At 72.7% G+C, this 24,932-nt stretch carries 27 protein-coding genes and 1 tRNA gene; 24 read left to right on the forward strand and 4 right to left on the reverse strand.

What is annotated here, in order from left to right:
• The first annotated feature begins 123 nt into the window (after positions 1–123).
• From DV20_RS20275 to DV20_RS20380, 23 genes are all read left to right on the forward strand, one after another.
• Positions 124–861 carry an SDR family NAD(P)-dependent oxidoreductase gene (locus DV20_RS20275; RefSeq protein WP_043782522.1) on the forward strand — a complete coding sequence of 246 codons (738 nt, stop codon included), beginning with the start codon at positions 124–126 and terminating at the stop codon, positions 859–861.
• The gene (locus DV20_RS20280) at positions 861–2,105 is read left to right on the forward strand and encodes an FAD-dependent oxidoreductase (protein ID WP_043782523.1); all 1,245 of its coding nucleotides are present in this window, start codon (positions 861–863) and stop codon (positions 2,103–2,105) included. The genes DV20_RS20275 and DV20_RS20280 overlap by 1 nt, the downstream gene beginning before the upstream one ends.
• Before the next feature lie 22 nt (positions 2,106–2,127).
• On the forward strand, positions 2,128–2,985 hold the full coding sequence (locus tag DV20_RS20285) for an LLM class flavin-dependent oxidoreductase (protein WP_043782524.1): 858 nt from the start codon (positions 2,128–2,130) through the stop codon (positions 2,983–2,985).
• Between the two features lie 24 nt (positions 2,986–3,009).
• Positions 3,010–4,632, forward strand: a complete 1,623-nt coding sequence (locus tag DV20_RS20290) for an FAD-dependent oxidoreductase (RefSeq protein WP_043782525.1) — start codon at positions 3,010–3,012, stop codon at positions 4,630–4,632.
• Positions 4,629–6,125, forward strand: a complete 1,497-nt coding sequence (locus tag DV20_RS20295; protein ID WP_051736059.1) for a peptide MFS transporter — start codon at positions 4,629–4,631, stop codon at positions 6,123–6,125. The genes DV20_RS20290 and DV20_RS20295 overlap by 4 nt, the downstream gene beginning before the upstream one ends.
• Positions 6,125–6,511: a SchA/CurD-like domain-containing protein gene (locus DV20_RS20300; protein ID WP_043782526.1), complete on the forward strand. Its 387-nt coding sequence runs from the start codon at positions 6,125–6,127 to the stop codon at positions 6,509–6,511. The genes DV20_RS20295 and DV20_RS20300 overlap by 1 nt, the downstream gene beginning before the upstream one ends.
• Entirely contained in the window at positions 6,508–7,383 is an 876-nt protein-coding gene (locus DV20_RS20305) for an NAD(P)-dependent oxidoreductase (RefSeq protein WP_043782528.1), read from the forward strand. The genes DV20_RS20300 and DV20_RS20305 overlap by 4 nt, the downstream gene beginning before the upstream one ends.
• Positions 7,380–7,829 carry an anthrone oxygenase family protein gene (locus DV20_RS20310; RefSeq protein ID WP_043782530.1) on the forward strand — a complete coding sequence of 150 codons (450 nt, stop codon included), beginning with the start codon at positions 7,380–7,382 and terminating at the stop codon, positions 7,827–7,829. Before DV20_RS20305 ends, DV20_RS20310 begins: the two co-directional genes overlap by 4 nt.
• Before the next feature lie 97 nt (positions 7,830–7,926).
• Positions 7,927–9,132, forward strand: coding sequence for a ketosynthase chain-length factor (locus DV20_RS20315; RefSeq protein ID WP_043782532.1), 1,206 nt, complete (start codon positions 7,927–7,929; stop codon positions 9,130–9,132).
• Positions 9,133–9,154: 22 nt separating this feature from the next.
• Positions 9,155–9,415, forward strand: a complete 261-nt coding sequence (locus DV20_RS20320; RefSeq protein WP_043782534.1) for an acyl carrier protein — start codon at positions 9,155–9,157, stop codon at positions 9,413–9,415.
• A gap of 1 nt (position 9,416) precedes the next feature.
• Positions 9,417–9,875, forward strand: coding sequence for an SRPBCC family protein (locus DV20_RS20325; protein ID WP_043782536.1), 459 nt, complete (start codon positions 9,417–9,419; stop codon positions 9,873–9,875).
• 24 nt (positions 9,876–9,899) lie between these two features.
• Positions 9,900–10,361 (forward strand): DUF1772 domain-containing protein, encoded by a 462-nt coding sequence (locus DV20_RS20330; RefSeq protein WP_043782538.1) that lies wholly within the window; start codon positions 9,900–9,902, stop codon positions 10,359–10,361.
• 36 nt (positions 10,362–10,397) lie between these two features.
• Positions 10,398–11,150 carry an SDR family NAD(P)-dependent oxidoreductase gene (locus tag DV20_RS20335; RefSeq protein WP_043782541.1) on the forward strand — a complete coding sequence of 251 codons (753 nt, stop codon included), beginning with the start codon at positions 10,398–10,400 and terminating at the stop codon, positions 11,148–11,150.
• Positions 11,150–11,497, forward strand: coding sequence for an antibiotic biosynthesis monooxygenase family protein (locus DV20_RS20340; protein ID WP_043782542.1), 348 nt, complete (start codon positions 11,150–11,152; stop codon positions 11,495–11,497). Before DV20_RS20335 ends, DV20_RS20340 begins: the two co-directional genes overlap by 1 nt.
• Positions 11,494–11,808 carry an antibiotic biosynthesis monooxygenase family protein gene (locus DV20_RS20345; protein ID WP_063607819.1) on the forward strand — a complete coding sequence of 105 codons (315 nt, stop codon included), beginning with the start codon at positions 11,494–11,496 and terminating at the stop codon, positions 11,806–11,808. The genes DV20_RS20340 and DV20_RS20345 overlap by 4 nt, the downstream gene beginning before the upstream one ends.
• A gap of 14 nt (positions 11,809–11,822) precedes the next feature.
• Positions 11,823–11,966 carry a hypothetical protein gene (locus DV20_RS45565; protein ID WP_160169743.1) on the forward strand — a complete coding sequence of 48 codons (144 nt, stop codon included), beginning with the start codon at positions 11,823–11,825 and terminating at the stop codon, positions 11,964–11,966.
• On the forward strand, positions 11,963–13,645 hold the full coding sequence (locus DV20_RS20350; RefSeq protein ID WP_043782543.1) for an acetyl-CoA carboxylase carboxyl transferase subunit: 1,683 nt from the start codon (positions 11,963–11,965) through the stop codon (positions 13,643–13,645). Before DV20_RS45565 ends, DV20_RS20350 begins: the two co-directional genes overlap by 4 nt.
• Positions 13,642–14,130 carry an acetyl-CoA carboxylase biotin carboxyl carrier protein gene (locus tag DV20_RS20355; protein ID WP_051736060.1) on the forward strand — a complete coding sequence of 163 codons (489 nt, stop codon included), beginning with the start codon at positions 13,642–13,644 and terminating at the stop codon, positions 14,128–14,130. The genes DV20_RS20350 and DV20_RS20355 overlap by 4 nt, the downstream gene beginning before the upstream one ends.
• A 5-nt stretch (positions 14,131–14,135) precedes the next feature.
• A complete protein-coding gene (locus DV20_RS20360; protein ID WP_043782545.1) occupies positions 14,136–15,482 on the forward strand; it encodes an acetyl-CoA carboxylase biotin carboxylase subunit in 1,347 nt (448 codons plus the stop codon).
• Between the two features lie 7 nt (positions 15,483–15,489).
• Positions 15,490–15,927 carry a MarR family winged helix-turn-helix transcriptional regulator gene (locus DV20_RS47025; protein WP_043782547.1) on the forward strand — a complete coding sequence of 146 codons (438 nt, stop codon included), beginning with the start codon at positions 15,490–15,492 and terminating at the stop codon, positions 15,925–15,927.
• A 392-nt stretch (positions 15,928–16,319) separates the two neighbouring features.
• A tRNA-Glu gene (locus tag DV20_RS20370) sits at positions 16,320–16,391 on the forward strand.
• Between the two features lie 169 nt (positions 16,392–16,560).
• A complete protein-coding gene (locus DV20_RS20375; RefSeq protein WP_043782549.1) occupies positions 16,561–18,663 on the forward strand; it encodes a TerD family protein in 2,103 nt (700 codons plus the stop codon).
• A gap of 147 nt (positions 18,664–18,810) precedes the next feature.
• A complete protein-coding gene (locus tag DV20_RS20380; protein WP_043782552.1) occupies positions 18,811–19,674 on the forward strand; it encodes an alpha/beta fold hydrolase in 864 nt (287 codons plus the stop codon).
• A 79-nt stretch (positions 19,675–19,753) separates the two neighbouring features.
• Here the strand turns inward: DV20_RS20380 and DV20_RS20385 are convergent, their stop codons facing one another.
• From DV20_RS20385 to DV20_RS20395, 4 genes are all read right to left on the reverse strand, one after another.
• A complete protein-coding gene (locus DV20_RS20385; protein WP_043782553.1) occupies positions 19,754–20,167 on the reverse strand; it encodes a VOC family protein in 414 nt (137 codons plus the stop codon).
• Between the two features lie 47 nt (positions 20,168–20,214).
• On the reverse strand, positions 20,215–20,979 hold the full coding sequence (locus DV20_RS20390) for a helix-turn-helix domain-containing protein (protein ID WP_326938498.1): 765 nt from the start codon (positions 20,977–20,979) through the stop codon (positions 20,215–20,217).
• A gap of 24 nt (positions 20,980–21,003) precedes the next feature.
• A complete protein-coding gene (locus DV20_RS45570; RefSeq protein WP_160169744.1) occupies positions 21,004–21,180 on the reverse strand; it encodes a hypothetical protein in 177 nt (58 codons plus the stop codon).
• Positions 21,181–21,355: 175 nt separating this feature from the next.
• On the reverse strand, positions 21,356–23,554 hold the full coding sequence (locus DV20_RS20395) for a helix-turn-helix domain-containing protein (RefSeq protein WP_043782555.1): 2,199 nt from the start codon (positions 23,552–23,554) through the stop codon (positions 21,356–21,358).
• 279 nt (positions 23,555–23,833) lie between these two features.
• Here DV20_RS20395 and DV20_RS43140 point away from each other — a divergent pair, with 279 nt between their 5' ends.
• Positions 23,834–24,919, forward strand: a complete 1,086-nt coding sequence (locus tag DV20_RS43140; RefSeq protein ID WP_152603740.1) for a hypothetical protein — start codon at positions 23,834–23,836, stop codon at positions 24,917–24,919.
• The last annotated feature ends 13 nt before the right edge of the window (positions 24,920–24,932 follow it).

Genomic DNA, 24,932 nt, shown 5'->3' on the forward strand with positions numbered 1-24,932 from the left:
ACCGCGAGGTGGAGCGCAACTCGAACCGGCTTGGAACGGCCGCCTCCACCCGGGTTCGAGTTGCGGTTCAGCGCGCCTTGCCAGGCTCACCGCCAAGTTGCTGATCCGGGAGGAAGGTGCGGCGTGGAGCATGGACTGCGGGGCAAACGGGTACTGGTGACCGGGGGAACCAAGGGGATCGGGCGGGCCACGGTGCTCGCCTTCGCCCGGGCCGGGGCCCGGGTGCTCGCCGGCCACCGGACCGGCGACGAGGCGGCGGAAAGCCTGGCGCGCGAACTGAAAGCGCTCGGCGAGGACCACAAGCTGGTGCAGGCCGACGTGACGCGCCGCGCCGACGTCGCGCAGCTGGCGGAGACCGTGCGCGCCGAGTGGGGCGGGCTCGACGTCGTCGTCAACAACGTCGGCGTCGACGGCGGTGTCCCCTTCGGCGAGATCAGCGACGCCGAGTGGGACCGGCTCATCGACCACAACGTGACGTCGGCCTACCTGGTCACCCAGGCGGTGCTGGACCTGCTGGCCGACGGCGCTTCGGTGGTCAACGTCGGCTCGTCGGTCGCGTTGCGCGGCCGCGTCAACGGCGTGCACTACACCGCGTCGAAGGCGGCCCTGATCGGCTTCACCCGCGGCCTGTGCAAGGAACTCGGTCCGCGCGGCATCCGCGTCAACACCGTCGCCCCCGGCCTCACCGAGACCGAGCCGGGCGCCGGCCTGCCGCCGCACGCCGTCGAGCGGATCGTCGGGATGACCGCGCTCGGGCGGATCTGCCAGCCCGACGACGTCGCCGGAGCCGTGCTGTTCCTCGCCGGTGACACGTCGAAGTACATCAGCGGGGTCACCCTCAACGTCGACGGCGGGGTCTGATGCCCACCGGGCGGCGCGGCCTGCGGGTCGTCGTCATCGGCGGCGGGGTCGGCGGCCTGTGCCTGGCCCAGGGCCTGCGCAAGGCCGGCATCGAAGTCTCCGTGCACGAACGCGACGGCTCGGTCCGCGGCCGCAACCAGGGCTACCGGCTGCACATCAGCCCGGACGGCGAACGGGCGCTGCGCGAGTGCCTGCCCGAGCGCGTGCAGGCGCTGCTGACGGCGACGGCGAACAGCCGTTACGGCTACGGCATGGCGGTCTACGACGAGCAGCTCGCTCCACAGTGGACGCCGGAGATGAGCGATCCACGGGCGGGAGCGGCCGACAAGGTCGACGCCGTCGACCGCGTCACGCTGCGGCGGGTCCTGCTCGCCGGGCTGGAGGACGCTGTCCACTTCGGAAAGCGCTACCTCCGCCACGAGGTGCTGGCCGACGGGACGGTCGGCGTGCGGTTCGCCGACGGGAGCGTCGACACCGGGGACGTGCTCGTCGCCGCGGACGGCGCCGGCTCGGTGATCCGCCGGGCCCAGGGCTTCGCCGAGCCGCGCGACCTGGGCGTCCGCACGATCTTCGGCCGGATCCCGATGACCGCCCGGCTGCGCGTCGAGCTGCCGGAGATCCTGCAGGACCGGTTCACCTGGGTGATCGGCTCGGACGAGCACAAGCTCGGCCTGATGCCGATGGTCTTCCGGACCGAACCGGCGACGGCGGCCGCGCGGCTCTGGCCGGAGCTGAGCCTGCCGTCCACCGAGGACTACTTCATGTCGGTGTTCTCCATGCACCGCACGGCGACCGGGATGCCGGACGAGCAGTTCCTCTCGCTGAGCGGCGCGCAGCTGTGGCGGCTGGTCCAGGAGCGGACGGCCGGCTGGCACCCGCACCTGCGGGCGGCGCTGGAGCACGCCGACATCCCCGAGACGTTCCCGGTGGCCGTCCGCGCGACCGCGCCGATCGAGCCGTGGGAACCGGGCCCGGTGATCCCGCTGGGCGACGCCGTCCACGCGATGCCGCCGTCCGGCGGGGTCGGGGCCAACACGGCCGTGCGCGACGCGGCCACGCTCACCCGCGAACTGCTCGCGGCCGACCGCGGCGAGCAGCCGATCGCCGCGGCGGCCGAGCGGTACCAGGACGAAATGCTCCGCTACGCCACGGACGCGGTCGCCATGTCGCTGCAGGTGGCCAAGTGGTCGCTGAAGCGGATCGATTTCGACGAGTCGGTGCTCCCGGCGCACGCGGCCGGCTGACCAAGGACAGGAGGGACGAGTCATGGACATCGGAGTTGGCCTGCCCAACACCGTTCCCGGCACGGACGGACGGCAGCTGGTCGAGTTCGCCGCCCGTGCGGACGAGCTCGGGTTCAGCACGCTGGCCGTGCTCGACCGGCTGGTTTACGACAGCTACGACGCCACGGTGGCGCTGGCCGCGGCGGCCGCCGCGACCACCCGCATCACCCTGGCCCCGACCATCCTGCTGGCCGGCTACTGGCCCAGCGCGGCGCTGCTGGCCAAGCAGCTGGCGAGCATCGACCGGCTCTCCGGCGGGCGGCTGGTCGTGGGCGTCGCCGCCGGGGGGCGCGAGGACGACTTCCTCGCCACCGGCGTCGACTTCCACACCCGGGGCAAGTGGCTCGACCAGCTCCTCGACGAGCTCAAGGAGATCTGGGCGGGCCGCGGCCCGGTGCCCGGCATCGGCCCCAAGCCCGCGAACGGCGAGGCCGTCCCGATCTGGGCCGGTGGCAACTCGCCCGCGTTCGTGCGCCGCGCCGCGAAACACGGCATCGGCTGGGTGTCCGGCGGCGGTCCCGTTTCGCGCTACCCGCAGCAGGCCGGCCAGGTCCGTGCGGCGTTCGCCGCCGCGGGCCGCACCGACACCCCCAAGATGGGGGCGCTCACCTACGTCGCCCTCGGCGAGGAGCGCAAGGCGGCCGGCGGCCGCTACCTGCTCGACTACTACTCCTACATGGGCGAGAAGGCGCAGTTCCTCGCGAACGGCGTCATTTCCGACGAGACGCGCCTGCGCGAGGCTATCGACGCCTACGCCGAAGCAGGCTGCGACGAACTGCTGCTCTTCCCCTGCACGTCCGACGTGGACCAGCTCGAGGAGCTGGCGAAGGTCTGCCTGTAACCGGCCGCGAGCAAAGGAAAACGCATGACTGACATCCAAGTGCCGGTGCTCGTCGTCGGGGCGGGCCCGGTCGGCATCTCGACCGCGCTGTTCCTCGCGCGCCACGGCGTCGCGCCCCTGCTGGTCGAGCAGCGCGACGGCACGTCCACGCTGCCGCGCGCGCCCGGGCTGCAGGCCCGGACCATGGAGCTGTTCCGCGCCGCCGGGGTGAACGAGGAGATCCGCGCCCTCGAGGTCGGCGACTCCCACCCGTACTTCGAGGGCGGCATCATCCAGGTCCGCACCTTCGCCGAGATCGACGACGCCGAGGTGCTCGAAGCGCCGTCGCTGGACGGCCCGACCGTCAGCCCGGAACGCGTGATGGGCTGCGGCCAGGACCGCTACGAGCGGGTGCTGGCCGAGCTGGCGTCCAACGCCGGCGCCGACATCCGGTTCGGTACGCGGCTGACGTCGTTCACCCAGGACGAAGACGGCGTCACCGCCCGCATCAAGGACCTGGCGACCGGCGAGGAGAGCACGGTCCGGGCCGGCTACCTCGTCGGCGCGGACGGCGCGGGCAGCAAGATCCGCGCCGCCCTCGGTGTCGAGCGCACCGGCATCGGCACCGTCTTCAACGCGCTGAGCGTGTACTTCCGCGCGCCGCAGCTGACGAGCGTGCTCAAGGACCGCAAGTTCATCCTGTGCTACGCCACCGCCGCGCCCGGCACGCTGCTGGGCCTGTCGCGGCTGCACGGCGCCGACCCCTGGCTGGCCGCGCCGCTGTACTTCCCGGAGAAGGGCGAGACGCCCGCGGACTACCCGGACGAGCGGTGCGTCGAGATCGTGCGCACGGCGGCCGGGGTGCCGGACATGGACGTCGAAATCGTCGCGAAGGTGCCCTGGCAGGGCGCGCAGCTGGTGGCCGAGACGTTCCGCCGCGGCCGCGTGTTCCTTGCGGGCGACGCCGCCCACGTCCACCCGCCCGCCGGTGGGTTCGGCGCCAACACGGGCATCCACGACGCGCACAACCTGGCCTGGAAGATCGCCGCCGTGCTGGCGGGCCAGGCCGGTGACCCGCTGCTGGACAGCTACGACGCCGAGCGGCGCGGGGTCGGCGGGGCGATGGCCCGCCAGGCCATGGTGCGCAACCGCATCCGGCACGGGTACGCCGACGAGGAGACCCGGGCGTCCCTGGTGGACGACATCATCATCACGCTCGGCTACCGCTACCACTCCGACGCGATCACCGGCGGGCAGCCGGACGCGCCGACGCTCAGCCCCGGCCTGGAGCTGGCCGGCGAACCCGGCACCCGGGCTCCGCACGTCTGGCTGGAGCGCAACGGCGGACGATTGTCCACAATAGACCTGTTCTGGGACAGGTTCGTGCTGCTCACCGCGTCGCGGACCAACGGGTGGGTCGAGGCGGCCGAACGCGTCGCCAAGCAGACGGGCCTGCCGCTGGACGTCCACGTCGTCGACGGCCGCGAGCTGACGGCCGTCGACCGCGACTGGGCGCAGGCCTACGGCGTGTCGGAGGACGGCGCGGTGCTCGTGCGGCCGGACGCCTTCGTCGCGTGGCGCTCGGCCGGCAAGGTCGCCGACCAGGACACCGTGCTCGCCGCGGCGCTCACCCGCGCCAGCGGCCTCCCGCCCGAGGGTGCGGCGTGAGCGCGCCGGAGATCGAGCGGACGGCGGCGGAGGCCGACGGCACGGTGTCCCTGCGCCGGATGCCGCGCTGGTACACGACGCTGTTCGTCACGGACACGCTGGAGCGCTTCGGGTTCTACGGCATGCAGGCGATTCTGGTGCTGTACGCCGCGGCGCCGCCGGACCGCGGCGGGCTCGGCCTGCGCACGGCCGACGCCGGTGCGCTGTTCGGTGCCTGGATCAGCGTGATGTTCCTGCTGTCGCTGCCGGGTGGCTGGATCGGCGACCGGCTGCTCGGGCAGTGGCGGGCGCTGCTGTGCGGCTGCGTGCTCAGCGGCGCGGGCTACCTCGCGCTGGCCGCGCCGACCGGCTGGGCCACCGCGGCCGGGCTCATCCTGTTGGCCGCGGGCGGCGCGCTGTTCAAGCCGAACCACCAGGCGCTGATCAACCTGATGTTCGACGGCCGCCGCGGCCGCGAGTCCGGCATCTCGCTGATGTACGTCGGGGTCCAGGTGTCGGCGCTGGCCGCGCCGCTGGTCACCGGCTACCTCGGCGAGAAGGTCAGCTGGCACCTCGGGTTCTCGGTCGCGTCGGCGGCCGTCCTGGCGACCGCGTTGCTGCTGGTGTTCTCGGCGCGGCAGTTCGGCGGCACCGGGATGAGCCCGCGGCGGCCGGCGTCCGCCGTCGAACGGCGCCGGGCCCTGCGCGGGGCGGGCCTGGTGCTCGGCGCCGCCGTGGTGCTGGTCGCCGTGCTGGCCGTGACGGGACGGCTGTCCGCGACCGCCGCGATCATGGTGGCGAGCGTGCTGAGCATCGTCCTTCCGGTGGCGGGGTACGTGACGCTGTACCGGAATCCGGCGCTCACGACGACCCGGCGGCGACGGCTGCGTGGCTACCTCGCCGTCTGCCTCGGGGCGACGCTGTTCTGGATCATCATCGCGCACTCGGCGTCCCTGCTGACGCTGTTCGCGCGCGACCACACCGACCTGACGGTGTTCGGCCTCGGCATCCCGGCCAGCTGGCTGCAGGCGGCGACCCCGGCGTTCATCCTGCTGCTGGCGCCGGTGGTCGCGGCGGTGCTGCCCAACGCCGGCGGCGTCGCGGCGAAGCTCGGTGCCGGGCTCCTCATGGTGGGCGCCGGGTTCCTCGTGATGTGCCTCGGGTCGTCGTTCGCCGAGGACGGCGAACGCGTGTCGCTGCTGTGGCTCGCGCTGGTCTACCTGCTGCACGCCGCGGGCGAGGTGATCATCGCCGCGGTCGCCATCTCCTCGGCCGCCGACGTGCTCGGGCCCGAGTTCGTCGGTCGCGTGCTCGGGATGCTGTGGCTGTTCGCCGCGCTGGGCGGCGGGCTCGGCAGCATGCTCGTGCGGCTCAGCGCCTCGATGAGCGAACCGGTCTACTACGCCGCTCTCGGCGGGACGGCCGTCGTCGTGGGTGTCGTCTTCCTGCTGTCCCGCCGCACGCTGGGCGCCGCCCTGGCGAGTGGTTCCGAAGTCCAGAAAGGACACGTGTGATGCCGTACGCAGCCATCAGCTACCGGGTCAAGCCCGGGCACGAAGACGAGATCGCCGACGTCTTCGCCCGGTTCCAGCGGGTCGACACCCCGGACTTCCGCGGTGACGGCGGCGAGGCCGCCGGGCGGCTGCTCGGCACGGCGGTGTTCGTCAAGGACGACGTCGTCGTGCGGTTCATCCACTTCGAAGGCGACTTCTCGGCGATCGGCAAGCACATGGCGGCCCAGCAGGGGGTGCACACGGTCGAGCACGAGCTGGCGCCGTACCTGGCCGAGCAGCGCGAGACCGACAGCGCGGCCGGGTTCGCCGAGTACTTCCGCAACGCGACCATGCGGTGCGTCTCCCAGCTGTCGGTGGAGACGCACCCGGCGGGGAGCAGGTCATGACGCTCTCCCGGATCGGCGTGATCGGGCTCGGCATGATGGGCGGCGGCATGGCCCGCGCCCTGCTCGCGGCCGGCTTCGAGGTCACCGCCTACAACCGGACGGCGGCCAAGGCGGCCCCGCTCGCCGAGGCGGGCGCGCGGATCGTGACGTCACCGGCCGAGGCGGCGGACGCGGACGTGGTGCTGCTCAGCCTGGCCGACGAGGCCGCCGTCACGCAGGTGGTGTTCGAGGGCCTGGCCACCCGGCTGCGACCGGGCCTGACGATCGTGGACACTTCGACGGTGTCGCCCGCCTTCGCGCGGGACATCACCGAACGGCTCGACGCCTTGGGCGTGCGCCGCGTCGAGGCGTGCGTGATCGGCAACCCGAAGATGGCGGCCTCCGGCGGGCTCCGGGTGTTCGTGGCCGGGGAGCGCGCGTGGGCGGACGAGGTGGCGGGCGTGCTGTCGGCGCTCGGCAAGGACGTCCGCTACCTGGGCGGGCCGGGCAGCGCCGGGGTGCTGAAGCTGGCGTTCAACCTCCTGCTGGGGGTCCAGACGGCCGGTCTGGCCGAGGCGGTCGCGTTCGCGGAGTCGATGGGCGTGGAACGGGACCTGCTGCTGGACGCGGTCGACAACAGCGGCTGGCGGTCGCCGGTGCTGGCGTTCCGCGCCGACTTCATGCGGCGCCGCGCCTACCGGCCGGCGGCGTTCCGGACGGCGTTGATGCACAAGGACCTCCGGCTGGCGACGACCGAGGCGGAACGGCACGGCGCCTCGCTGCCGCTGACTTCCCGGACGGCGGAGCGGTTCGAGGAGCTGCTGTCGCTGGGCCGCGGCGACGACGACGCGTCCTCCGTCGTCGAGCTGACCGGGGCGGCAGTCCGGCCATGATCACGTGGCTGTTGTCCGTCGCGGTGCTGGCCGGCAGCGGCGTCGTGGCCGGAGTGCTGTTCGCGGTGGCGCTGAGCGTGCTGCCCGCCCTGATCGCGATGCCCGCCGACCGGTACGTCTACGCCCACCAGCTGATCGGCAGGCGCTGGGACCCGACGATGCCGATCATCGTGCTCACGTCCACGGCGATCGACGTCGTGCTGGCTTTCCTGGCGGATTCGCGGAAGCCGCTTTTCGTGGCCGGCGCGGTGCTGCTGCTGGCGGTTTCGGTGGTTTCGCATTTCTGCAACGTGCCGATCAACCGGGTGGTGAAGAAACTGGATCCGGAACGGATTCCGGCGGGGTGGCGGGACCCGCGGCCGCTGTGGCGGCGGTTTCACCTGCTGCGGACGTTCCTGGCGGTGCTGGCCGTGGTCGTCAACGCGGCCGCGGTGGTGCCGGCGTGAGTGCGGAACCGGGCTTCGAGTCCCGTTCCAGGCCGGCTTCAGCAGTGCTCCGCATTCTTGGCCAGGAAATACAATTCCTTTTTCGTGGAGGGCACGGATGAGCACGGTTGTCACCGGGATCGGCGTGGTCGCCCCGACCGGGATCGGCGCGGCGGCGCACTGGGAGGCGGTGCTGGCCGGGAAGTCGGGCATCGCCCGCATCGACCGATTCGACGCCTCCGGCTACCCCGTCCGGTACGCCGGCCAGGTGCCCGGGTTCTCGGCGAGGGAGCGGATTCCCGGTCGCTTGATCCCCCAGACCGACCACTGGACGCACCTCGGCCTCGCCGCCGCGGCGGACGCGCTGGCCGATGCGGCGCTCGATCCGGCCGGGGTGCCGGAGTTCGAGATGGCCGTGGTGACCGCCAGCTCGTCCGGGGGCACCGAGTTCGGGCAGCACGAGATGGAACGGCTGTACCGGAACGGACCGTCGTGGGTGGGCGCCTACCAGTCGATCGCGTGGTTCTACGCCGCCACCACCGGGCAGATCTCGATCCGGCACGGCATGCGCGGCCCGTGCGGCGTGCTCGCCTGCGAGCAGGCCGGCGGTCTCGACGTCCTCGGCCAGGCCCGGCGGCTGATCCGCCGGGGCTCGCGGGTCGTCGTCAGCGGTGGCACCGACGCCTCCCTCTGCCCGTACGGCCTGGTGGCCCAGCTGTCCACCGGCGAGCTGTCCACGATGGACGACCCGACCCGCGCTTACGTCCCCTTCGACGTCGAGGCATCCGGGTACCTGCCCGGCGAGGGCGGCGCGATCCTGATCCTCGAGAGCGAACAAGGCGCGAAGGACCGCGGGGCGGAGCCGTACGGCGTGGTCGCCGGGTACGCCGCCGGGTTCGACCCGCCGCCCGGCTCGGAACGGCCCCCGGTGCTCAAGCGCACGATCGAGCGCGCGCTGGCCGACGCCGGCGTCCGTCCGTCCGATGTGGACGTCGTGTTCGCCGACGCCGCCGGGGTGCCGTCCGCCGACCTGATCGAGGCTCGAGCCCTCGTCGAGACGTTCGGACCAGGGTCGGTACCGGTCACCGCGCCGAAGACCCTCACCGGGCGCCTCTACGGCGGCGGCGCCGCGCTCGACGTCGCCACCGCCCTGCTCGCCCTGCGGGCCGGCGTCGTCCCGCACACGACCGGCCCGGTGCGGCTCGCGCCCGGCTGCGACATCGACCTGGTCACCCGGCCGCGCGACGCGGACCTGCGCACCGCGCTCGTCCTGGCCCGCGGTCACGGCGGGTTCACCGCCGCTCTCGTCCTGCGCCGCCCGTGAGAAACGAGAAACGGAGTAACCGATGAGCGAGTTCACCCTGCTGGAGCTCAAGGAGATCATGACGGCCAGCGCCGGGGTCGACGAAGGCGTCGAGCTGGACGGCGACATCGCCGGCGTCGAGTTCTCGGACCTCGGCTACGACTCCCTGGCCCTGCTGGAGCTGCGCAGCCAGGTCGAGCGCCGCTACGGCGTGGTCCTGCCCGACGACGCCGTGTCCGAGACGACCACGCCCGGTGACGCCGTCGCGTTCGTCAACGACCTGCTCGCGAAGGCGGCCGTCTGACATGGCGGGCCACACCGACAACGAAATCGTCATCGACGCCCCGCTCGACCTCGTCTGGGCGATGACCAACGACATCCCCTCGTGGACGACGTTGTTCAGCGAGTACTCCGAGGCGACCGTGCTGTCCGAAAAGGACGGCACGATCCGGTTCCGGCTCGCGCTGCACCCCGACGAGAACGGCAAGGTGTGGAGCTGGGTGTCCGCGCGGACCCCGGACGAGGCCACGCACACCGTGCGCTCGCAGCGCGTCGAGACCGGCCCGTTCAAGTACATGTGGATCTTCTGGGAGTACTTCGAGACCCCCGGGGGCACCCGCATGCGCTGGGTGCAGGACTTCGAGATGAAGCCGCAGGCGCCGGTCGGCGACCAGGCCATGCAGGACCGGCTCAACCGCAACACCCCGGTCCAGATGCGGCTGATCAAGGACAAGGTCGAGGCCGCCGCGCGCGCCGCGGTCTGAACACACCGAAGAAGGAGGTGCGCGGTGCTGCAGGTCATCGTCCCGCTCGTGCTGCTGGCCAACGGCCTCGCCGCGGGAGTCCTGATGGGAACCCAGCTCGGGGGCTGGCCGCTGTTGCGGAGCCTGCCGGCCGACCGGTACGTGCACGCGCACGCCTTCTTCGCCACGCGCTACGACCCGTTCATGCCGGTCTGCCTGATCGTGACCGTGCTGGGCGACGTCGTGCTCGCGGTGTTCGCGGACGCGGCGGGCACCCGGCCGCTGTTCCTGGCCGCGACCGCGCTCGCGCTCGCCACGGTCACGATCTCCCTGCTCAAGAACGTCCCGGTCAACAAGTGGGTGCGTGCCCTCGACCCGGACGACCTGCCCGCCGACTTCGCAGGCCGCGACCCGCGGCCGGCGTGGGGCCGGTGGAACCGGACGCGCACGGCGCTCGCGGTGCTCGCCCTGGTCGCCAACTGCCTCGCGCTCGGCCTGTCGCTCTGAACCGCGACACCACGTCACCAGAACACGGAGGAAGCGATGAATCTCGGTTTGGCAGGCAAGAAGGCCCTCGTGACCGGCGGGACGCGCGGGGTCGGCCGCGGTGTCGTGCTCGCGCTGGCCCGGGCGGGCGTCGACGTCGTCACGTGCTACCGGCAGGAGGGTGAGGCCGCGCAGTCCCTGGAGCGCGAGCTGAAGGAGATCGGCGGCCAGCACCACGTCGTGCGGGCCGACCTGGCCGACCCGGCGCAGATCACCGAGCTGCTCGACGAGTGCCGGGCGCACTTCGGGCGGCTGGACGTCATCGTCAACAACGCCGCGATCATCAACCACGTCCCGTACGAGAAGCTGTCGCTGGACGACTGGCAGCGGACGTTGACCACCAACGTCACCGCGGTGCACCTGATCATCCAGGGCGCGCTTCCCCTGCTGCACGAGGGAAGTTCGGTGATGAGCCTCAGCTCGAAGTCCATCGAGGTCGGCATCCCGCTGCGCGCGCACTACACGACGACGAAGGCGGCCCTGCACGGGCTCAACCGCTCGGTGGCCCGGGAACTGGGCCCGCGGGGGATCCGCTTCAACATCCTGGCGCTGGGCATGATCCACACCGAGGCCATCGACGCGATGCCGGACGAGCAGCGGGCGCAGATGATCCAGCGCTACAGCGACAAGACGGCGCTCGGCCGCCTGGGCACCCCCGACGACATCGCCGGCGCGGTGCTCTGGCTCAGCAGCGACTACGCCCGGTACGTCACCGGCGCGGTCATCCCGGTCGACGGCGGGATCGCGTGATGGCCGCCGCGTTCCGCGTCATGCTGCGGATGGAGATCAAGCCGGGCATGGGCGGCGAGTTCGAGCGCGTCTGGTCGGAGATCGGCGGCTCGGTGACGTCGCACCCGGCGAACCTCGGCCAGTGGCTGTCGCGTTCGGACGAAGAAGGCGTCTACTACATCGTCAGCGACTGGGTCGACGAGCCGAAGTTCCGCGAGTTCGAGACCAGCGAGCGGCACCTGGAGCACCGGCAGAAGCTGCACCCCTACCGGTCCGGCGGTTCGATGACGACCATGCACGTGGTCGCGCACCTGCCCGGCAGCGCCGAGGCCGGTGCCGCCCACACGGACTGGGCGGTGGCGCGGTGACCGACGGCGGCGTGCGCGTCCTGCTCTACCACGTGGCCGACGACGCCGCCGGCATCGAAGCCGCCTACCACGAGGCGAGCCGGCGGCTCGCGGGCGTGCCGGGCCTGGTCTCGGACGAGCTGCTGCGCTCGGTCCACGCGGAGAACGGGTTCGTGGTGGTCAGTTCGTGGACGGACCTGGCCGCGTTCGACGCCTGGGAGCAGGGCGCCGGGCACAAGGAGCAGACGGCGCCGCTGCGGCCCTACCGCGACCTTTCCCTGGCCCGGCCGTTCGGCGTCTACCGCGTCGCCGCGGCCCACCGCGCGCCGTGAACCCGCGTGCCTCGGTGGAGGACCGGTGGCGGACGGCGGGCCGCACGGTGCTCGAGGCGCTGATCGCGTGCGGGAGCGCGCTGGCCGGGCAGCCGCCGTTCACCCCGGCCCCCGAGCACGAGGAAGAGCCCATGGATGAGGAAGACGGTGCGGCATGACGACATCGGTGACGAACCGCCCGCCGGAGGAGGCGGTGGAGGAGGAGTGGCTGTCCTGCCCGGACTGCCGGTCGCTGCTCTACCGCAAGCGCCTGGAGCGCGGCGCCAAGGTCTGCTACGAATGCGGCCGCTACTTCCGGCTGACCGCGGCGGAACGGCTCGATCTGCTGCTCGACCCGGGCTCGGCGGAGTTCGTCGAGCCCGGCGCGACCGTGCACGACCCGCTGGGGTTCACCGACCTCCAGCCGTACGAGCGGCGGCTGGCCAAGGCGCGTGCGGCGACCGGCAGCCGGGACGCGGTGCTCGTCGCGCGCGGCACCGTCCGCGGTGCGCCGGTGGTGGTCGCGGTCATGGACTTCGGGTTCCTGGGCGGCAGCCTCGGCACGGCCGCGGGCGAGGCCGTCACGACCGCCGCCGAGACCGCGCTCGCCGACCGCGTCCCGCTGCTGCTGGTCACCGCGTCCGGCGGCGCCCGGATGCAGGAGGGCGTGCTGTCGCTGGTGCAGATGGCCAAGACCAGCAACGCGATGGCCGAGCTGGACGAAGCCGGGCTGCTGACGATCACGCTGGTCACCGACCCGACGTTCGGCGGCGTCGCCGCGTCGTTCGCGACGTTGTCCGACGTGATCATCGCCGAACCGGGCGCCCGCATGGGCTTCGCCGGCCCCCGCGTCATCGAGCAGACGATCCGGCAGCAGCTGCCCGAAGGCTTCCAGTCGGCGGAGTTCCTGCTGGAGCACGGGCTCGTCGACGACGTCCGCGGCCGTGCGGAGCTGCCGTTCGTGCTGGCCGCGCTGTGCACCGCGACCCGGCCGGGCGACCCGGACTGGGGCAAGGGCGACACGGACCCGGTGATCCGCGACGCCGCCGAGCTGGACACGAAGGACATCCGCCGGACCGTCGAGCTGGCCCGGCACCCGGACCGGCCGACCGCACTGGACCACGCGATCACCTGGCTCGACGGGTTCGTCGAGCTGCACGGCGACCGCGCGGGCGAAGACTGCCCGGCCATCGTCGGCGGCCTCGCCGTCCTCGACGGGCTGCCGGTGATGCTGATCGGCCACCAGAAGGGCCACGCGACCGACGAGCTGGTGCGCCGCAACTTCGGCATGCCCTCGCCCGCGGGCTACCGCAAGGCGGCGCGGCTGATGCGGCTGGCGGGCAAGCTCGGCGTGCCCGTGGTGACGCTGATCGACACCCCGGGCGCCCACCCGGGCCTCGACGCCGAACGCGCCGGGCAGGCCGGCGCCATCGCGGAGTGCCTGCGGGTGCTCGGCGGGCTGCGGGTGCCGGTGGTCAGCGTCGTCACCGGGGAAGGCGGCAGCGGCGGCGCGCTCGCGCTGGCCGTCGGCGACCAGGTGCTGCTGTGCGAGAACGCGACCTACTCGGTGATCAGCCCGGAGGGCTGCGCGGCGATCCTCTGGCGCGATCCGGCCGCGGCCGGGGTCGCCGCGGAGGCGCTGCGCGTGGACGCGACGTCGTTGCTGGAGCTGGGAATCATCGACGGAGTGGTGCCCGAGCCACCGGGCGGTGCGCACCGCGACCCGGCCGGCGCGGGACTGCTCGTGCGCGACGCCGTCGTGTGCGCGCTCAGGGAACTGCGCGGCCGGGACGGTGCCGGGCTGGCCGCGGCCCGGCGGGCGAAGTTCCGCCGGTTCGGAACGGAGTGGGGACGATGACCAGGACTTTTCCCGAGATCACGCCCGAAGAGGCCACGACGCTGGGCGGGCTCGGCGCGGAGGACGCCATGGCGATCCTCGGCCACAGCCTCGCCGAAGCGGTTCGCGCGGCGCCGCAGACGCCGAGCCGGGCGGTGGTGCGCTTCGGCTGCGCCAGCATCGAAGTCGAGTGGCCGGTCGGCACCCGCGTCGTCGAGAGCGCACCGGCGGCGGCCCCGCCCGAGCCCGCCGAGGACCTGGCGGCGGTGGTGGCCCCGGTGGTCGGCACCTTCTACCGGGCCCCGGAACCGGGCGCGCGGCCGTTCGTCGAGGTCGGCGACGAGATCGAGGTCGGCACGCAGGTCGGCATCGTCGAGGCGATGAAGCTGATGAACCCGATCCTCGCCGAGGAAGCCGGGGTCGTGGCCGAGATCGTCGCGGGCGACGCCGAGTCCGTCGAATACGGCCAGCCGTTGCTGCTGGTCCGGCCGCGGACCGAGGGGTGAGCTCGATGAGCGAGCCGCCGTTCCGGAAGATCCTGGTCGCCAACCGCGGCGAGATCGCGCTGCGCGTCGTGCGGACGTGCCGGGAGATGGGTATCCGCACGGTCGTCGTGCACTCCACGGCCGACCGCGACTCGGCCGCCGTGCGGCTGGCCGACGAGGCGGTGCAGATCGGGCCCGGGGCACCCCGCAAGAGCTACCTCTACCCGGCGATGATCATCGAAGCCGCGTTGCGCACCGGCGCGGAGGCGATCCACCCGGGCTACGGGTTCCTGTCCGAGGACCCGGACTTCGCCGAGATCTGCGACAAGAACGGCATCGTCTTCATCGGCCCGCACCCGGACGTGATGGCCCGGCTGGGCGACAAGGCGGCCGCGCGCGAGCTGATGGCCGCGGCCGGCCTGCCGGTCGTCCCGGGCTCGGCGGAGGCGGTGAGCACGCCGGGCGAGCTGGTCGAGACGACCAAGCGCGTCGGCCTGCCGGTGATCATCAAGGCGGCCGCGGGTGGCGGCGGGCGGGGCATGGCGGTGGTCCGCGACTGGGACGAGCTGCTCCCGGCGTTCCGCACGACCCGCGCGACCGCGCGCGGCGTGTTCGGCGACGACCGCGTCTACCTCGAGCGGTACTGGGAGAACGCGCGGCACATCGAGGTCCAGGTCCTCGCCGACAACCACGGGACGGTGCTGCACCTGGGCGAGCGGGACTGCTCGGTGCAGCGGCGGCACCAGAAGCTGATCGAGGAGAGCCCGGCGCCGTTGCTGCCGCCCGCGTTGCGCGATCGGCTCACGCAGGCGGCGGTCCGCGGCGCGGCGGCGGTCGGCTACACCGGGGCGGGCACGTTCGAGTTCCTGGTGGAGGGCGACGAGGCGGCGTTCATCGAGGTGAACTGCCGGATCCAGGTGGAGCACCCGGTCACCGAGGCGGTGACGGGCATCGACCTGGTCCGCGAGCAGATCCGGATCGCGGCGGGCCTGCCGGTGTCGTTGACGCAGGACGAGGTGCGCCCGAACGGCGTCGCGATCGAGTGCCGGGTGAACGCCGAGGACCCGCGCCGCGACTTCGCGCCGTGCCCGGGGTTGCTGACGGAGTTCGTCCCGCCGGGTGGTCAGTTCGTCCGGGTGGACACGCACGCGTACGCGGGCTGGCAGGTTCCGCCGTACTACGACTCGCTGCTGGCGAAGGTGATCGTCTGGGCTCCGGACCGCGACCAGGCGATCGCCCGCATGCGCCGCGCGCTCGGCGAGTTCCGCATCGACGGCCCCGGCGTCAGCACCACGAGCGAACTGCTGCAGGACGTCCTGGCCGAGCCGGTGTTCCGCGCGGGCAGGCACAGCACCGCGTTGCTGCGGAAGTGAGGCGGCGATGCGCACGGCACCGGACCCGCGGCGGATAGCCGAGCTGGGCGGCCGCCTCGGCACGGCGCTGCGTTCGCGGTTCGACGTGGTGACCGGCCGGCTCGGGCTGAACTTCCGCGAGTACCAGTGCCTGGAGACGCTGCGCGGCGGCCCGGTCACCGCGGGGCGCATCGCGGTGGAGACGGGGCTGTCGACGGGCGCGGTGACGGGAATGCTCGACCGCCTGGAGCGCGCGGGCCGCGTCCGCCGCCGCAAGGACCGCTTCGACCGGCGCCGGGTCCTCGTGGAGTGCACCCCGGCGGGCGCGGACCACCTGGCCACCGCACGGGAGGCGTTGTCCCGGCTGCCCGAGGCGGTGCTGGTGAAGTGCTCGGCGACGGAACTGCAGGCGGTGGAGCGGTGCCTGACCGTGTGGCTGGCGGCGTTGCCGGAGGAACCGGCTTGAGGCGCTGCTCGACGGCGCTGCTCGACGGCACCGCTCGCCCCGCCGGGAAAAGGCGTTGACCGCGCACGGATGCGTGCCGCAGGATGGCCGCAACGAAAGAAAACTCGGGAGTGATCATGACGGGCATCCGGATGCGAGAAGCGTGGCGCACCGCCGCGGGTGTCTCCTCGCGATGCCATGGCCTTCCGGGCTCCTCGCCGTGACGTAGTGCACGTCACGGTTGAGGAGCCGCCCGTCGGGAAACCGATCCGGGCGGCTTTCTCTTGTATCGGCGAGCTTGGGAAGCGGCGCGGCCTCCAAAACCGCGGCCAGAGGGTTCGACTCCTTCCGCCGGTGCTCATTTCCCCTGCGCTCGTCTTCGTCGCAACCAGTGCACGGACGCGGGCGCGCTCGGCGCGTTGGTCCAGCGGTACGGATCCCCGGTTCTCACCCGGGAGACCCGGGTTCGACTCCCGGACGCGCTACGTTGGCCGAAGCCGAAGGAGACGAGGCCCCGGGCTGTGACCCCGGGCGAAACCGGTGCGAGTCCGGTCGGCCAACCCACCGCGCGCGGTTCGGCAACCAGCGGGGCCTCATAAGCTCCGCCGACGTGGTTCGACTCCACGGCGCGCGACCACCGACCCGGGGGAACCCATGCTGCAGACGATCATCCGCCACACCCTGCGCGTCCCGCGCGCCGCCGCACCGGCCGGCGACGGGTCCGCCGTCGCCCGGCAGCTGGACGTCGTCCTGCTCAGCGTGGGGTTCAAGGCCGACCGCGCGCTGCTCGACCACCTGTCCACTGTGGAGCCCGGGGCGGCGGTGGACCTCGCCGTGGCCGTCGTCGACGCCGTCCGCGGCCTGGTCGGCGACCACGTGCGGCACAACGCCTACTTCAAGAAGTTCCCGCGAGGCGTCCCGGACACCGTCGAATTCTGGGTCTCGTGCCTGCGCCACACCGGCGGTAGCGGGGTGGTCGACCTGCTGACGCTGCCGGGCTACGGCCGCTACCAGCACAGCTTCGCCGACCTGCTCGCCGCGCACGACGAGCTGATCCCGTCGATCAAGGACCGGGTGACCGTCGTCCACCTGGGTGGCACGCTCGAGGAGGAAACCCACGCCCTGTACCGGTCACTGGCCGAGTCGGTCACCCCGCTGGGGGAGGCGGACCTGCTGCTGCTCGCCGAGCTGGCCGTCACCTGCGGCGACGTCGAGCTCGAAACCGTGCCGGTGCGCGAAAACCGGGCCGTGCTCAACGCCGCGCGGCTGGCCGACGGACGGCCGCTCGTCGCGGTCGACACCGTCGTCGACGTGCTGCGCGCCGCGTGCCAGGCCAGCGGTGGCGACGTCACGCTGGCCGAACCGACCCGGTTCCGCAGCTTCACCCGCCGTGAGCGCCGCGTCCTGCTCGCCGCGCTCGACCGGGTCGTCGCGGGCCATGCGGGCAAGCTCGGGGACGTGTCCCGCTTCGCCGAGCGCTTCAAGCGGCTGGGCAGCTACCTGCACGCCTACGAGACCACGGCGTACCCGGGCGCGCGCGAGGTGTTCGACGTCGCCCGCGGCGACCGCAGGGTGTCGTCGGTGGCCGGCCGTGCGGAGCGCGCGTTCGCCGACGGCGACGTCTCGCGCGCCGCCGGCGTCCTGACCGCCGCGCCGGGGCTGCTCATGCGGTCGCTGGACCGGCTGCTGCGGCAGGCCGATCCGGTCGACGACGTCCTCGCCGCCGTCGGCGAGGTGCTGGGCTCGGTGTCCGGACGGGTGCTGTGCTCGGTGCGCGAGCACCTGGTGAACCGGGCCACGCCGGACGCCGCTCGCGTGTTCACCACGCGCAGCCGTCGCGCGTGGGTCACCGACGACACGCGCCCGCCGCTGCCGCGCGCGGTGATCGCGCGGGTGAGCGAGCTGATCGACGCCGAACTGGCGGGCCGCCTGCCGTCCGGCGGGCGGCTGGTGGTCGACCCGGCCGTGCTGGACGCCGCGCTCCCGCTGTCGGGGAAGGCGAGCGAGGACGGGTTCGCCGTGCTGCCGCGCGGTTCGCGGACCCACGTGGAGGGCGAGGTGCTGCGGTTCTTCACCTACTGGCGGCAGGCGCGGGAGACCACCGACTTCGACCTGTCGGTGCTGCTGCTGGATTCCCGGTTCCGGTACACCGGGCACGTCTCGTGGACCAACTACCACGACGGCGGCGCGGTGTACTCGGGCGACGTCACCGAGGCAGCGCGCGGGGCGACCGAGTTCATCGACATCCCGCTGGACTCGCTCGATGCCGCGTACGTGGTGCCGCAGGTCAACGTCTACTCCGGGGAAGGCTTCAACGACGTCGCCGAGTCGATGTTCGGCTGGATGCTCCGCGACCGGGCGCAGGCCGGCGCGCCGTTCGAGCCCCGCACCGTGCGGACCCGCTCGGACCTGCGTGGCAGCGGCCGCGTCGCCCTGCCGGTGGTCTTCGCCCGCGACCGGGCCGGCGCGTGGACGGCGACCTGGCTGCACCTGTACCTGTCCGGCTCGCCCCGGTTCAACCGGCTCGAGACGAACCAGGCGAGCACGAGCGCGCTGGTGCGCGGCCTGGTGGAGCGGAAGTACCTGACTGTCGCGTACCTGGCCGGGCTGATGCGCGACACCGAGGTCAGCGGGTGGGAGCCGGGGATGCGGCCGGAGGAGCCGGTCACCTACGTCGGCCTGCACCGGCCGGAGGGGCTGCCGGAGGGGTCGACGGTGATCACGCTGGAGACGCTCAACCGGTTGGTGCCGGCCTGATCTTCACGATATCGTCGTCGACGCGAGGCCATGAGCGGGCTTCCTTCTCACCTTGTACCGGTCCAGCCCGTTCGCCTTCCTCGCCACGGCGGAATTGTCGGTCCCCCGGTCTAGCCTCTTGGATGAGTCCAGACCAGGGGAGGCCCGATGACCACGCACACACTGGAAACACCCGAAGCCGGCATCGTCTACGACGTCCACGGCCCGGCGCCCGCCGAGAGCCCGCGGCCACCGCTGCTGATGATCGGGCAGCCGATGACCGCCGAGGGGTTCGGCACGCTGGCGTCGCACTTCACCGACCGCACCGTGGTCACCTACGACCCGCGCGGGCTCGGGCGCAGCGTCCGCAAGGACGGGCGTGACGACCACGTGCCCGCCGTCCAGGCGGAGGACATCCACGCGGTCATCCAGGCACTGGGCGCCGGCGCCGTCGAGCTGTTCGGCAGCAGCGGCGGCGCGGTCGCCGGGTTCGCGCTGGTCACGGCCCACCCGGGGGACGTGAGCACGTTCGTCGCCCACGAGCCGCCGCTCATCGGGTCGCTGCCGGACGCCGCCGCGGCCGCACGTGCCAGCGAGGCGATGCGGGACGTCTACCTGGCCAAGGGGTTCGGCGCCGGAATGGCGGCGTTCATCGCCCTGACGTCGTGGCCGGGCGAGTTCACCGACGCCTACTTCGCACTGCCACCGGCGGACCCGGCCCAGTTCGGCCTGCCCACCGAAGACGACGGCCGCCGCGACGACCCGCTGCTGAGCGACCGCTCGCTCGAGGTGAGCACCTACCGGCTCGACGTCGAGGCACTCACCGCGGCACCGACCCGGATCGTCGTCGCCGTCGGCGAGGAGTCCCGGGAGGTCTTCACCGGCCGGGCCGCGATCGGCACGGCCGAGCGGCTGGGCCAGGAAGCGACGGTGTTCCCCAGCCACCACGGCGGCTTCCTGGGTGGCGAGTTCGGTTACGCCGGGCAGCCCGAGGCCTTCGCCAAGAAGCTGCGGGAGGTCCTCGAAGGCTGAGGTTCGCCTCGATCGGGTGATCGCCTGCCGGCTCGGCCGGGCGCTGAGGATCAACCGCCCGCGCCGGCGACATTCCGAGTCATGCGGGCGCGCCGGGCATCGCCGACGCGTCGAACGAGAGCAGTTCCCAGCTGTGGCCGTCCGGGTCGTCCACCGCACGGTTGTACAGCCAGCCCATGTCCTGAGCGGGGCGCGGCTCGGACCCGCCCGCCTTCACCGCGGCGTCGGCCAGCCGGTCGACGTCCTCCTTCGACCCGGCGGGCAGCGCCAGGATCGCCTCGATCGCCCCGGAGGCGACGACCGGCCGCGAGGTGAACAGGCCGAACTGCTCGTGCGTCATCAGCTGCACGGTCACCACCTCGCCGAGGGCGACCTGCGCGGAGGTCTCGTCGGTGAACTGCGGGTTGAGCACGCCACCCAGCGCCAGGTAGAACGACGTGCTCGCATCCAGGTCGGTGACCGGCAGGTTGACGTAGATCTGCGTGAAAGCCACTGGTGCTCCTCGGTTCTGGTGGCCGGCCCTTCCGGCTGACTGCGAACCTACGGCCGCACCTCGACGTCGGTCTTGTACAGCAGCGACACCATCTCGCCGGTGGTGGGCCGCCGCAGCTGGGTCGCCGTCCGGCCGACGAACCGGGTGAGCGACCGCGCCAGATGGGGCTGGTCGTGATATCCGACCAGATGCACGACCTCGGTCGCGGCCACGCCCTGCCGCAGCAGCATCGTGGCCTGCCGCGCCCGCTCGATCCGGCGGATCATGCCCTGCGTCAGGCCCGTGGCCGCGGCGACCCGGCGCTGCACCGAGCGCGGTGTGACCAGCACCGGCCGCTCCCCGGCGACGACGTCGGTCACCAACGGGTCCCGCACCAGCAACCCCGCCCGGACCAGGCGCTCCACGAACGTCTCCGCGTTCTCGTAGGTGGGGATCTCCCACTCGCTGCCCTGCAGCACGAAGGAGCGCGGCGTCGTGTGCGGGCTCGACACGCTGCCGTCCACAAGCCCGCCCACGGGCAGGTTCCGCAGGAAGGCACCGTGCCGGAAGATCACGCCGAAGGTGCTGCCCAGCCCGCCACCCAGCGGGACCACGGTGGGCCGGGTCTCGGGACCGCGGACCGACACGGTGGTGACGCCGTCCGACGCCCACACCAGCAGCTCCCAGTTCGAGTTCACGACGGACACCATGCGCTCCGGCGCGAATCCGGCGTGCCCACCGTCCGGCGCCACCCGATATACGCCCTCGACATAGGGCGAGTCCGACAATCGGTACTCCAGCCCCGAAATGTTTTCGAACCGGTCGAGCGCCACGTCCGGCATCGTAGCGCGGAGCCACTAGTGCGTGACGGGTTCGGCGGTGGCGGTGGCGGTGGCCGTGGACACGGCCGGGCCGGAGCCGGGGGTGGTCGCCGGCGTGGCGGGGCCGGCCAGGGCCAGGCCGGCGAACAGCGCGAGCAGGACGATGCCCAAAGCCGCGCGGAAGAGGGCGGAAACGGAACAGACGACCATCATGGCAGGCTCCTCGGAATTCCCCGTCTACGGGATTCGATGTATTTCGCGGTGTCCGCGAAATCCGGTCTGTTTCGATGGTGCGCCCCGTAAGCGGCGGCGACAAGGCGTTTCCTGTTGCCTGAAAACGGTTCTGGCGGGAAACCCGGCGGCCAATAGGTGTCCTTCCGGTGGGCGGTCACTCCGCGAAGGCCGGCCGGCTCCGGTATTCCGCCTCGCCGAGCACGGCCGGGTTCAACGTCACCCGGTACGCGTCCGCCTCCGCCCACCAGCGCTCCGCCTCCGGCCGGTTGCCACGGGCGGCCGACGCGTTTCCCAAGCCGGTCAACGCCCTCGCTCGCTCGTACTCGCTGCCCGCGTCGTCGGCCACCTCCGCGGCCCGGCGGTAACCGCGCGAAGCGTCCTCCCAGCGGCCCGCGCGGAAGTGCACCCACGCCTCGCAGCTGGCCGACATCGCCCGGTCGACCGGCAGCTGCGCGAGCCCGCTCGCCTCCTCCGCGGCGGCCAGCGCCTCGGGGAACCGGCCCAGCGCCACCGCCGCCAGCGCGATCCCGCGCAGCGCGATCACCACGTTGCGGGTGCGGCCGGTCCGGCGGTAGACGGCCAGGACCGTCCGCAGATCGGCCAGGGCGGGCTCGGCTTCGCCGCGGTACAGGCGGGCCCACGCCAGGCTGGACAGCGCGTCGATCGAGCCGCGGTCGTCGCCGGCCAGCGCGAACTGCTCCTGGGCCTGCTGGTGGCAGCGGACCGCCGTGCCGGCGTCGCCCGCCTCGATGTGGGCCATGCCCAGGTTGTTGAGGATCATGCCCGTCGCACCCGGGTCGGCCGCCGCGCGCGCCGCTTCCAGCGCGCGCTCGTGCGTCCGGATCCAAGGCTCGAACAGCTTCTCGCGGAAGAAGAACGCGCGGAGCACGAACGCCAGCTGCCAGCAGCGGTCGTACAGCCCGTGCCGGGCCGCGGAATCGACGATGTCGGCGAGCACCGGCCACTGCGCGCCCAGCCAGGCGAGGGCGCCGTCGGCGTCCGAGAACGGCGCGGCGGCCGGGGCCGGCAAGCCGGTGGGTGGGCGGAAGCGGTGGGGCTCGACGAGTTCGTCGGCCGCCACCGTGATCGCGACCAGGTGCTCGACCAGCCGGCGCACGGCGATGTCGCGGTCTTCCGGCTCGACCTGGGGCAACGCGTGCCTCGCCGCGAAGGTGCGCATCAAGTCGTGGAGCTCGACGTACCCGCGTTCGTCGCGGACGACCAGGTGCGCGTCGTGCAGCCGGTCGACCAGCCTGTCCGCTTCGCCCGCGTCGAGCCCGGCGAGCGCTTCGACGGAGCCGGTCTCGGCGGCGGCCGCGGGGTGCAGGGCCAGCAGCCCCAGCAAGCGCCGCTGGTCGCCGGGCAGCGCTTCGTACGAGACGGCGAACGCGCTCGCGACGCTGCGCTCGCCGTCCTCCAGCGCGCCGAGCCGGGTCGTTTCGTCGGCCAGCCGGTCGCGCAGCTTCGCCGCCGTCCAGCCGCCCGCGACGAACCGGGCGGCCACGATCCGCACCGCGAGCGGCAGCCGCCCGCAGTGCCGGACGATCTCGGTCGCCACCTCGTCCTCGTCCGGTGCGTGGTCGCCGGCGACGGACCGCAGCAGCCGCACGGCGTCGGCCGGCGGCAGCACCCCGACCGGGAAGTGCCAGGCGTCGTCGAGCGCGGGCAGCCGCCCGCGGCTGGTCACCAGGATCCGCGACGACGTCTCGCCGTCGGTGATGGCCCGGATCTGTTCGGCGGAGCGGACGTTGTCGAGCACGAGGATCATCCGCCGCCCGCGCAGCTGGTCGCGGACCAGGTTGGCCAGGCCGTCTTCGTCGGCGGGGAGCTGATCGGCCGGGACGTCCAGCAGCCGCAGCAGCCGGTGCAGGGCTTCGCCGGGCGAAAGCTCGACGGCCCCGGGCGTGTGGCCGCGGAGGTCGAAGAAGAGGCAGCCGTCCGGGAAGGTGTCCGCGACCCGCCGGGCGGCGGCGACGGCCAGTGCCGTCTTGCCGGCTCCGGCCATCCCGTGCACCACGCCGACCCGGGCGTCGTCCGGGCCGAGCAGCAGCGCGGACAGCGTTTCGAGTTCGGTTTCGCGGCCGACGAAGTACCGGCCGCCGTCCGGCAGCCCGACGATGCCGCCGGCGCTGCGGCGCGCGGGGAACGCCGATTCGGCGACGAGGGCGAGCAGTTCCCCGCCGGCCCCCAGCGCCTGGTCGCACGCCTTGGCGAGCTCCCGGTTCACGCGGGCCTTGCCGTTCTCCACCTTGCTGAGGTAGCCCTTGGTGAAATGGACGGACGCGGCGAGCCCGGTCAGTGACATGCCGACCGACATCCGTCGACGTTTCAATTCCGCTCCAAAGTCCGGCATGGTTCGATCATCCTGTAATAGGCGAACGGGGGGAAGGTCCGCCGGCGGCCCGGGCCCGCCGGCAGTTACCCGGTCAGCCCAGCAGCGGGATCAGCTGGCCGAGCACGATGACGAAGTGCGTGTGCATCGCGTTCCCCTTTCCCGGATCGTCGTCGCCGTGGTTTCCGCCGCGGCGACTTCCTTGGTTGCCGAAGGATTTCGACGACGTAAGCTTGACCCGGCATTTCCCCGGACGGCAGGTGTTTCCCGTTGCCTCTCGGCAGGAATCGCGGACACCGCTTGAGCCTGCGCTGTTTCCCGATCCGGAAACACCGGGGAAACGGTGGGCAAGTCACCGACCGAGTAGACTTCCCGCACAACGCCCAAGACGGAGGTGACGGCTTGGCTCAGGAGGCGGCCGAAGCGAAGATCAAGGCTCTCTCAGCAGAGCTGAAACTGCTTCGCAAGGGGCTCGGCATCCAAGCGAAGACCTTGCCTTCGCTCGTCGGCGAACAGTTGCGCGAAGTGTGTGGTGTCCAGGAAGAGGACAGCCCGGGAACGGTTCGCGGCAAGGTTGTCGAAACGCTGCGCCGGCTGATCGAAAAGCTGCCCGAATCGCACCGGGGGACGGCGCGGATCGTCCTCGGTTTCGGCACCGGCGCGAACGAGCGCTACACCCAGCGTCTGGAACGGCTGGGTACGGGCGCGGACCGGAACGTGCGCACGATGCAGCGTCGCGCCGATGACGTCATCTACCTGATCGCCGAGGCCGCGTTCGGCGCGCCGTGGCCGTACGCGGGGGCCGCGGCCGCCAGTGACGGCCCTTGGCACACCTCGGCGCTGGCGGTCCGGCTGACCCTGACGGGGGTGGCCCAGGCCGAGGTGTTCGAGACCCGCCGGGTGGTCAGCCACGTCGCCGGGCTGGCCGACGTCGAGCACGCGATCTCTCTGGCCGGGCCGGCCCGGACCACCGGCCAGCCGGACCTTTCGGGGCTCGGGATCGACGTGGTGGCGGGCGGTGAGGTGCATTCGGTGCGGATGGTCAGCTCGTCGCGGGTCGCGTTCAGCCTGCGGCCGCCGCAGCCGCTGGACGCCGGGGACGAGCACGAGTTCTTCTTCCGCATCCGGCTGGACGAGCTGCCGTCGCCGTTCTACTGCTGCACGCCGGAGTTCCCGTGCGAGAGTTTTGACCTCAACGTCCGGTTCGACCGGCGGAAGCCACCGCAGCGTGTCTGGCGCATCGACGGTGAGTTCTCCAAGGACGCCCAGGACCCGCTGCCCGCGCGCAAGCCGTTGTTCCTCGACAACGCGGGCGAGGTGCGCACCGGTTTCCGCGACCTGCGGCCCGCGCGCTCCTACGGCGTGGGCTGGCAGCCCGCTTCCTGAGCTGCCAGCCGCC

It is taken from the genome of Amycolatopsis rifamycinica, assembly GCF_000695625.1.
Classification (GTDB): Bacteria; Actinomycetota; Actinomycetes; order Mycobacteriales; family Pseudonocardiaceae; genus Amycolatopsis; species Amycolatopsis rifamycinica.

Excerpts from the sequence above, each read along its gene's own strand:
- DV20_RS20315 (WP_043782532.1), top strand. The coding sequence starts at position 7,927 with ATGAGCACGGTTGTCACCGGGATCGGCGTGGTCGCCCCGACCGGGATC.
- DV20_RS20350 (WP_043782543.1), top strand. The coding sequence starts at position 11,963 with ATGACGACATCGGTGACGAACCGCCCGCCGGAGGAGGCGGTGGAGGAG.
- DV20_RS20340 (WP_043782542.1), top strand. The coding sequence starts at position 11,150 with ATGGCCGCCGCGTTCCGCGTCATGCTGCGGATGGAGATCAAGCCGGGC.
- DV20_RS20375 (WP_043782549.1), top strand. The coding sequence starts at position 16,561 with ATGCTGCAGACGATCATCCGCCACACCCTGCGCGTCCCGCGCGCCGCC.
- DV20_RS20355 (WP_051736060.1), top strand. The coding sequence starts at position 13,642 with ATGACCAGGACTTTTCCCGAGATCACGCCCGAAGAGGCCACGACGCTG.
- DV20_RS20305 (WP_043782528.1), top strand. The coding sequence starts at position 6,508 with ATGACGCTCTCCCGGATCGGCGTGATCGGGCTCGGCATGATGGGCGGC.
- DV20_RS20380 (WP_043782552.1), top strand. The coding sequence starts at position 18,811 with ATGACCACGCACACACTGGAAACACCCGAAGCCGGCATCGTCTACGAC.
- DV20_RS20280 (WP_043782523.1), top strand. The coding sequence starts at position 861 with ATGCCCACCGGGCGGCGCGGCCTGCGGGTCGTCGTCATCGGCGGCGGG.
- DV20_RS20320 (WP_043782534.1), top strand. The coding sequence starts at position 9,155 with ATGAGCGAGTTCACCCTGCTGGAGCTCAAGGAGATCATGACGGCCAGC.
- DV20_RS20335 (WP_043782541.1), top strand. The coding sequence starts at position 10,398 with ATGAATCTCGGTTTGGCAGGCAAGAAGGCCCTCGTGACCGGCGGGACG.
- DV20_RS45570 (WP_160169744.1), bottom strand. The coding sequence starts at position 21,180 with ATGATGGTCGTCTGTTCCGTTTCCGCCCTCTTCCGCGCGGCTTTGGGC.
- DV20_RS20285 (WP_043782524.1), top strand. The coding sequence starts at position 2,128 with ATGGACATCGGAGTTGGCCTGCCCAACACCGTTCCCGGCACGGACGGA.
- DV20_RS20395 (WP_043782555.1), bottom strand. The coding sequence starts at position 23,554 with ATGCCGGACTTTGGAGCGGAATTGAAACGTCGACGGATGTCGGTCGGC.
- DV20_RS47025 (WP_043782547.1), top strand. The coding sequence starts at position 15,490 with ATGCGCACGGCACCGGACCCGCGGCGGATAGCCGAGCTGGGCGGCCGC.
- DV20_RS20310 (WP_043782530.1), top strand. The coding sequence starts at position 7,380 with ATGATCACGTGGCTGTTGTCCGTCGCGGTGCTGGCCGGCAGCGGCGTC.
- DV20_RS20325 (WP_043782536.1), top strand. The coding sequence starts at position 9,417 with ATGGCGGGCCACACCGACAACGAAATCGTCATCGACGCCCCGCTCGAC.
- DV20_RS20360 (WP_043782545.1), top strand. The coding sequence starts at position 14,136 with ATGAGCGAGCCGCCGTTCCGGAAGATCCTGGTCGCCAACCGCGGCGAG.
- DV20_RS20300 (WP_043782526.1), top strand. The coding sequence starts at position 6,125 with ATGCCGTACGCAGCCATCAGCTACCGGGTCAAGCCCGGGCACGAAGAC.
- DV20_RS20290 (WP_043782525.1), top strand. The coding sequence starts at position 3,010 with ATGACTGACATCCAAGTGCCGGTGCTCGTCGTCGGGGCGGGCCCGGTC.